The following is a 7,651-nucleotide window of genomic DNA, read 5'->3' on the forward strand; positions in this document are numbered from 1 at the left end:
ATCCCCGGCAGTTCCGCGGCCACCGCCACGCTGTCCTCGCCAGTCCAAAGATTGATCGGCGGAAACTCCTGAGCGGCGCTGGCGGTCAGCCCGGCCAAACGCTGGTTTACTTCCTGTTGCATGCGCCGCATTTCCACAAACGGATCGAACCCGATGCGGCCGAAATCCGACAAAAGCATGTACATCCTCCTATGATTCACGACCTTGCATGATTGCCACGCGCGACACGTGCGTGCGCACCGGAAGCGGAATCGATCGATGGCAACAGGAGGGGCGATCAGCACAGAGACCGAGCGGCCCGATCGCGCAACCTCGCAGAATGCGAGAAAGAGGGGTTCGGGCAGACGCCGGAACACATCCTCCTTGCGAAGCGACATGAACCGAACTCGATCCACCGTAGGGCCGGACCGTCATTCCCGTGCCAGGACCCGATAGCGGCATCCGGCTTTATCATTAGGTGGCCCCAAATGGCCTTTCACGAGGTGATCTTTGACATTCCACCAGTCACCTCTTCGGCAACAGCGGGGTCCCTTCGAATCCGTAGCCACGTTGCCTCTAGTCGCTGATTTGGCTTCCCTTTGCGCAACTGTCGGGATCGACGAAGCGTCCCGAATTGCACCGCGGTTCGATCAACTGATCGCAGGCGACGCGCCGCATCGTCATGGTAGCTGACGAATGAATCGGCATGACACGTCGCAGTGACCGAGACATCAAGCCAGCACCTATGTCGGCTTGCCGCAAGTCAAAAGAATCCAGCCCTGCGTGCCGCGTTCGCTGACCTTCGCCAGTGACGCCATTTGCATTTCGGCCGGACAGATGGGCACAGACATGTGCAATTCCCGCATCGCCCATTATTGGAACTCACAAGGCGGCGTTCTTTCCGTCTTGGCGAGCAGCGGGCCAACGCGTTACCGGCGGTGATCTTCCTGCAGCTTTAAATCAGTCGCCACCAACGACGAAATCAGATTTGGCCAGCACGCCGGCAATCCTGGCAAATCCCACAATGCTTGCCGCGCCTGCTCGGGTGTCATCTGTCCGGCGATCGCTGCGTTGCTGCTTCTCACCGCGCAACTGAATACCGGTCCCCGACGCGCTTTTGGCCACTGATTCAGGAATACGAGCGCTTCGCGCACTGTGTTGATGTCGTGACGACGTCGTTGGTCTTAACCTGGACCGGCGATAGGAAAGCCAGACCGGTTATTCTTACCTCCCTGCGATCGCACGCTGGATCTTTCATTCGGTGGTTGGTTGCGTGACAGGTTTCGAACGTTAGGTCTTGTTTTCTCTGGAAGATCGGGCTGTACGACATAATCCAAATGTTGCGACGCAGCGAAGGCTTCTGCTGGTTCCCGAGTTGAAAAAGCCAGTTGCACCTGGATGAGTGTGTCGCCGCCACCCAATAGCCCATCAGATGTTCAATGGCAGGCGGCGTCCGACGCTCGAACAGCAAGCGCCACGGCCGGCGGGTAGCCGATGCCACAGCTTTGGAGCTGCCCCGGATACTATTATAAGACCGATTGACGCGGGGCTCGACGCGTTTGCGGCAAATAAGCTCGAGTGTGGACAGAGATGTGACGTTCTATTGAGTCGCTGACCCAATCGGTAGCGACCTGGTGATCCACGCAACCAATTCCGGTCGTTTCTGTCACTAAGAACTCGATATTCGCTATTTGCACCTCGAAAGTCGCATAATTGGCAGTGAGAAACTCAACGCGTTGTGAGGATGGCATAGAGAAGCAGTAGCCCCTTCTCTAGTCTCGCTACGGGAAAAATTCTGGAAAATGGGTCTGCTTGGCTGGACGCAGAACGCTGTGGTTATTCAGCCGGCATTTCTGAAGCCTCTCCAAGACAAACAGCTTGCCTTCGCGCACGCTGTCTTCGAGCGGCTTCGGCTTCGCCAGATGCGCCGCAATCGCGCTGGCCAGCATGCAACCTGTCCCGCGCATCGATGTGGCAAGGCGCGGTGCATCGAAGCGGATGGGTTCGTGCCCGGAGCGTAACAGAATATCGGTCGACCGGGTTCCCGACGCATGCCCACCCTTGATCAGCAGGGCTTGAGGGCCGGCGGCCAGCAGTCTTTTTCCTTGTTGGAGCGCTCCGTCCTCATCCACTGCCAGTTCGGAGCCACTAAGGAGCGCCAGTTCAGGGAGGTTGGGCGTGACAATGCAGCAAAGCGGCATAAGATCGCGCTTCATGGCAGCGATAGCGCCTGCTTGCAGAAGTGCGCGGCCTGAGGTGGAGGCCAGCACAGGGTCGAGTACTGCGGGGACATGCGGAAATTTGCGCAGCACTGCGGCAACGGCAACAATGATCTTGGCAGTCGCCAGCATGCCGATCTTGATTGTGGCCACGTCGTTGGCCTGCAGCGCGGCGCACATCTGATTGGCCACCAGGCTAGGTGGCGAATAATAGATTTCGATCACGGCGTCATGCGTTTGCACCGTTAGCGCTGTGACGGCGAGACAGGTGCGCACGCCAATGGCAGAGATCGTCTCGATATCGCGTGCAATTCCAGCACCGCCACTGGAGTCCGATCCACCGACGACAAGCACATGTGGTTCTCGCCTCAGCGCCATTGGTCCGTCTTTTCGATCCATTCTCGCGTGCGCGCCTCGGGGTCGTCGTTGAGCGTGATGTCGGTCACCACCGCCGCGCTGTCCGCGCCAGCCGCAAAGACACCGTCGAGCCGCTCAGGGTTGAGGCCACCAATGGCGACCAATTGAAACGGCGCGACCTGGCGCTTCCATTCGCTGATCCGTTCGACCCCTTGCGGCGCCCATTTCATCTTCTTCAGGATGGTCGGATAGATGGGTCCAAGCGCTATGTAGTCAGGCTCGGCGGCCATCGCCGTTTCCAGCTCCTGATGATCATGTGTGCTCAGTCCGAGCCTTACGCCGGCTGCCCGTATCGCCAAGAGGTCAGCGGTCTGCAAATCCTCCTGGCCGAGATGTATGAAGTCGCAGCCTTCCTCGATTGCCAGGCGCCAGTGGTCGTTGACGATGAGTTGGCACTGGTATCGAGCACACAAGGCCTTCGCGGTGCGGATCTCCGCGCGCAACCCAGCCTCATCCACGGTCTTGATGCGCAGTTGCAGAAGCCGGACTCCGAGTGGGACCAGCCGTTCGATCCAGGCAGCGCTGTCGACGATCAGATAAAAGGGATCGAGCTTCATGAAAAAACGGCCCTGCCGACCATCGGTGTCGATGGCACGGCGACGTCGCGCGGTTCGAGCATTCCCGAACTGAACGCCTCACGACCGGCGTCGACCGCCTTACCGAAAGCACGCGCCATGCCGACCGGATATGCCGCCTTGGCGACCGCTGTGTTCAGGAGCACGGCGTCAAAGCCGAGTTCCATGACGGTGGCCGCGTGCGACGGCCGTCCGAGCCCCGCATCCACAATCAGCGGGACGCCAGGGAAATATCCGCGCATCGAGCGCAGCGCCGTCATGTTGACCGGTCCCAAGGCGGAACCGATCGGTGCGCACCACGGCATCAGGACCTTGCAGCCCGTTTCCAGCAGCCGCTCGGCGACAACGAGATCGTCGGTGGTATAGGGGAATACCGCAAAGCCGTCCTCGCACAGGATGCGGGCGGCTTCAACCAGACCGAACACATCCGGCTGTAGCGTGTCGTGATTGCCGATCACTTCGAGCTTGATCCAGTTGGTGCCGAAGACCTCGCGCGCCATTTTCGCGGTGGTGACGGCTTCCTTGACGGAGAGGCAGCCGGCGGTATTGGGCAGGATTCTGGCGCCCAGCGAGCGGATCAACGACCAGAATTGTTCGCCGGCTCTACCGCCCGCCATCTCACGCCGCAACGAGACGGTCACCACCGACGTGCCCGACGCCTTGACTGCATCGGCAAGGATGGCCGGCGAAGGATATTGAGCGGTGCCGAGAAGCAGGCGCGACGAAAGCTCGGTTCCATAAAGCTCCAACATGCTAGCCGCCCTGCATGGGCGAGAGGATTTCGATCCGGTCGCCGTCGCTCAACTGGAACTCCGTGCGGTTGGCTTTGTGCACGAGGTCGCCGTTGACGGCGGTGGCGAGCCAATCGCCCTCATAGTCGAGCGCGGCAAGCAACTCGGCCAGCGTGGTGGCGGCAATCTCACGCGCCTCGCCGTTGACCATCAGTTTCATGAGCATGCTCCTTGGTTCTGTCTTGACTGAAAACCAGGCCGGCAGCCTGGCGCGCCATGGCGGGGGCGAGGAGAAAACCGTGACGATAAAGACCGTTGATCGCGATGATCTCACCGTCTGTTTCGACGCGTGGCAAATTGTCGGGAAATGCCGGACGGACACCCACACCGGTTTCAACGATCTCGGCCTCACCAAAGGCCGGATGGAGGGCATGGGCGGCGCCCAGCAGCTCCATCATGGAACGCGCCGTCACCGGTCCGGCGCTCTGGCTTTCAATCATCGTCGCTCCGATCATGAAACGGTGATCGGTGCGCGGCACGGCATAAAGCGGAAAGCGTGGATGAAGCAAACGGACCGGCCGCGACAGCGAGACATCAGGCGTGCGAAGGATCAGCATTTCGCCGCGAACACCGCGCAGCCTGTCATCGGCCGCTGCCATTCCCATGCAGTCTATCTGACGGGCGAAACCCGAAACAGGCCGGGCGTCGCAGCCGAAGTGGAATTTGACACCCATGGTCGCAAGGTTGTCATGAAGTGCCGCCATCGCCTGGCGTGGGTCGAGGTGAGCCTCGTTGGGGAAGAGCAATCCACGCCGGAAGCGGCCGGCGAGGTCGGGTTCCAGGAGCGCAATTTCGTTTTCATCGACGCGCCTATGCCCTGACGTGCGACTGGCGAACCGGTCAAGCTCACCGGCATCACGCGGCGCGGCCACGACCAATGTCCCGGCCCGTGTCACCTGACCCGACAGCACCGCATCCCACCAGTCGGCAGCGTCGCGTCCGAGATCCAGCACCGGCTGCTCCGCGCTTTCGCGCTCGCACCATGGCGCCAGCATGCCGCCGGCGAACCACGACGCGTTGCCGCCAAGGCCATGCCGCATCTCGGCGACTGTGACCGTCGCGCCGCGGGCGGCGAGTTCGAAAGCGACGGTGAGGCCGGCAACGCCGGCCCCTTTGACGAGCACCCTCATGATGGTTTGGGAGCCTCCGGCACGACCGGTACGCCAGTCTCGTCCGCCGGCATGTAGAGATCGCCGCCCTCCCGGTATTTTGCCGCCATTGCCGCCATGCCTTCCTTCTGAGCCTCGGCACGGATGTCGTGGGAAATGCGCATGGAGCAGAATTTCGGCCCGCACATCGAACAGAAATGTGCCAGCTTGTGCGCCTCCTTGGGCAAGGTCTGGTCGTGGAAGGACCGTGCGGTTTCGGGGTCGAGCGACAGGTTGAACTGGTCCTCCCAGCGGAACTCGAAGCGCGCGCGCGAAAGGGCATCATCCCTGGTTTTCGCTGCCGGATGGCCCTTCGCCAGATCGGCTGCATGGGCGGCTATCTTGTAAGTGATCACCCCAATCTTGACGTCGTTGCGGTCGGGAAGGCCGAGATGCTCTTTCGGCGTGACGTAGCAAAGCATTGCGGTGCCGAACCAGCCTATCATGGCGGCACCTATCCCTGAGGTGATGTGGTCATAGCCCGGCGCGATGTCGGTCGTCAGCGGCCCCAACGTGTAGAACGGCGCCTCACCGCACACTGCGAGCTGCTTGTCCATGTTCTGCCTGATCTTGTGCATGGGGACATGGCCCGGGCCTTCGATCATCACCTGGCAGTCCTTTGCCCAGGCAATCTTGGTGAGTTCTCCAAGTGTTTCCAGTTCGGCGAATTGCGCCGCGTCGTTCGCATCGGCGATTGAACCGGGACGAAGGCCGTCGCCGAGCGAGAAGGAAACGTCATAGGCTCTGGCGATGTCGCAGATCTCCTCGAAATGCTCGTAGAGGAAGCTCTCCCGGTGATGGTGCAGGCACCATTTGGCCATGATCGAGCCGCCGCGCGAGACGATGCCCGTGACCCGGTCGACGGTCAGCGGTATGTAGTGCAGCCGCACGCCGGCGTGGATGGTGAAATAGTCGACGCCTTGCTCGGCCTGCTCGATCAGCGTGTCGCGATAGACCTCCCAGTTGAGGTCCTCGGCGATGCCGCCGACCTTTTCGAGCGCCTGATAGAGCGGCACCGTGCCGATCGGCACCGGTGCATTGCGCACGATCCAGTCGCGGATGTTGTGGATGTTGCGGCCGGTCGACAGGTCCATCACCGTATCGGCGCCCCAGCGGATCGCCCACACCATCTTTTCGACCTCTTCGGCCATCGACGATGTGACAGCCGAGTTACCGATGTTGGCGTTGATCTTCACCAGGAAATTTCGCCCGATGATCATCGGTTCGCTCTCGGGATGATTGATGTTGGCGGGAATGATTGCGCGTCCGCGCGCCACCTCGTCGCGCACGAATTCGGGTGTGACGAAATCTGGGATCGCCGCGCCGAAGGCTTCGCCGTCGCGTTGCAGCTTGCCGCGCATCACCTCGCGGCCGAGATTCTCGCGGATGGCTACGAACTCCATTTCTGGCGTGATGATGCCGGCGCGCGCATAGGCAAGTTGGGTCACCGCCTTGCCCTGCTTGGCCTTGAGCGGCCGATTGCGTATCGGAAATTCCGGTGTCAGGCGCTCGCCGGTGGCGAATCCATTGTCTTCCGGCCGGACGTGGCGGCCGTCATAGGCTTCGACATCGCAACGCGCCGTGACCCATTCGTGGCGAAGCCGGGCAAGGCCTTTTTCGATGCTGGTTTGGACTGATGGATCGGTGTAGGGGCCGGACGGATCGTAGACGGTGACGGGCGGTTCGCCGGCCGTCGGATGGACGGAAATCTCGCGCATCGGCACCCTGATCTGCGGGTAGAGGACGCCGGGCTTGTGGATTTTCCGCGAGGCGGGCAGTGGTCCCGTCGACACGGCGGGGGTGAGGGCATTCATCGTGAGGCTCCTTTGCTCATGCATTGGAGACCCAGTTCTGTGCCGGAAGGATGAAAAGACGCTTCTGTAGACCTGCTGCAGCAGGACCTCGGGCGTAAACTCCCGCAAAGCGCTTGCACCGTCCCTACGCCAGTATGAACTGGATCAGGTTCAACGGGTCACTGCGCCGCGAAAGCCAGCAGTATCTCAGCCCCTTACCGGGACTCCCCTGGTGAATGCCTCAAGTTGAATGGGCCGGTGCTGCTTTGTCAAGCGCCTTCGGGCGCCTTCGGGCGCCTTCGGCCGGTGGCGACGTCCGGCGGCCGGCCGAGCGGAGAGCTCGCGCATGCATCGGGGACAAGTCACGCCCCGTAGACCAGGGCTGGAATGGCCAAAGTCTCATTCGCTTCGTGAAGGATGGAAAAACTGTATCGGCCATGTGCGTCGAGATCGACCGAGTAGCTCAGGCGGTCACGGATGTGGTTATCCTGGTCGAAGGCGACGATTTGCGGCTTCAGCGAGGTGATTTGCACCACGTCCAGGTAGATGGAGTTGCAGATATGATCTGGTCGTCGGGCTGGCAGGTGCAAGCGGCCGCTCTATTCAGGATGCGGCATCGGCGGCGTTCCCGATACCAATGATATCTTGCGGGCAACTTATGCAATCACCGGCTTCGTAAAACCCGACGGCGGCGGCCGTGTCCTGGCGCTGAGGATGTGCCGCTGTTCC

Annotated in this window: 8 protein-coding genes and 1 riboswitch; all 8 genes read right to left on the reverse strand. The window is 61.2% G+C overall.

The annotated features are described in order from the left end of the window. Positions 1-908: 908 nt before the first annotated feature. Complete coding sequence (locus tag EOA27_RS13760; protein WP_245454712.1) at positions 909-1,133, reverse strand: DUF982 domain-containing protein; 225 nt, start codon at positions 1,131-1,133, stop codon at positions 909-911. Between the two features lie 627 nt (positions 1,134-1,760). Then, complete coding sequence (locus EOA27_RS13770; protein ID WP_126057617.1) at positions 1,761-2,576, reverse strand: hydroxymethylpyrimidine/phosphomethylpyrimidine kinase; 816 nt, start codon at positions 2,574-2,576, stop codon at positions 1,761-1,763. Beyond that, positions 2,567-3,172 (reverse strand): thiamine phosphate synthase, encoded by a 606-nt coding sequence (locus tag EOA27_RS13775; RefSeq protein ID WP_126057618.1) that lies wholly within the window; start codon positions 3,170-3,172, stop codon positions 2,567-2,569. Before EOA27_RS13775 ends, EOA27_RS13770 begins: the two co-directional genes overlap by 10 nt. Further along, positions 3,169-3,942, reverse strand: a complete 774-nt coding sequence (locus tag EOA27_RS13780) for a thiazole synthase (protein ID WP_126057619.1) — start codon at positions 3,940-3,942, stop codon at positions 3,169-3,171. Before EOA27_RS13780 ends, EOA27_RS13775 begins: the two co-directional genes overlap by 4 nt. 1 nt (position 3,943) lies before the next feature. After that, a complete protein-coding gene (thiS, locus tag EOA27_RS13785) occupies positions 3,944-4,141 on the reverse strand; it encodes a sulfur carrier protein ThiS (protein WP_126057620.1) in 198 nt (65 codons plus the stop codon). Beyond that, on the reverse strand, positions 4,110-5,111 hold the full coding sequence (gene thiO, locus EOA27_RS13790) for a glycine oxidase ThiO (RefSeq protein WP_126057621.1): 1,002 nt from the start codon (positions 5,109-5,111) through the stop codon (positions 4,110-4,112). The genes thiS and thiO overlap by 32 nt, the downstream gene beginning before the upstream one ends. Further along, a complete protein-coding gene (thiC, locus tag EOA27_RS13795; protein WP_126063809.1) occupies positions 5,108-6,943 on the reverse strand; it encodes a phosphomethylpyrimidine synthase ThiC in 1,836 nt (611 codons plus the stop codon). Before thiC ends, thiO begins: the two co-directional genes overlap by 4 nt. A gap of 103 nt (positions 6,944-7,046) precedes the next feature. Continuing rightward, positions 7,047-7,163: riboswitch (TPP riboswitch) on the reverse strand. 121 nt (positions 7,164-7,284) lie between these two features. After that, positions 7,285-7,512, reverse strand: a complete 228-nt coding sequence (locus EOA27_RS13800) for a hypothetical protein (protein WP_245454713.1) — start codon at positions 7,510-7,512, stop codon at positions 7,285-7,287. Between the last annotated feature and the right edge of the window lie 139 nt (positions 7,513-7,651).

Origin of the sequence: Mesorhizobium sp. M2A.F.Ca.ET.037.01.1.1 (assembly GCF_003998075.1) — a bacterium.
Taxonomy (GTDB): Bacteria; Pseudomonadota; Alphaproteobacteria; order Rhizobiales; family Rhizobiaceae; genus Mesorhizobium.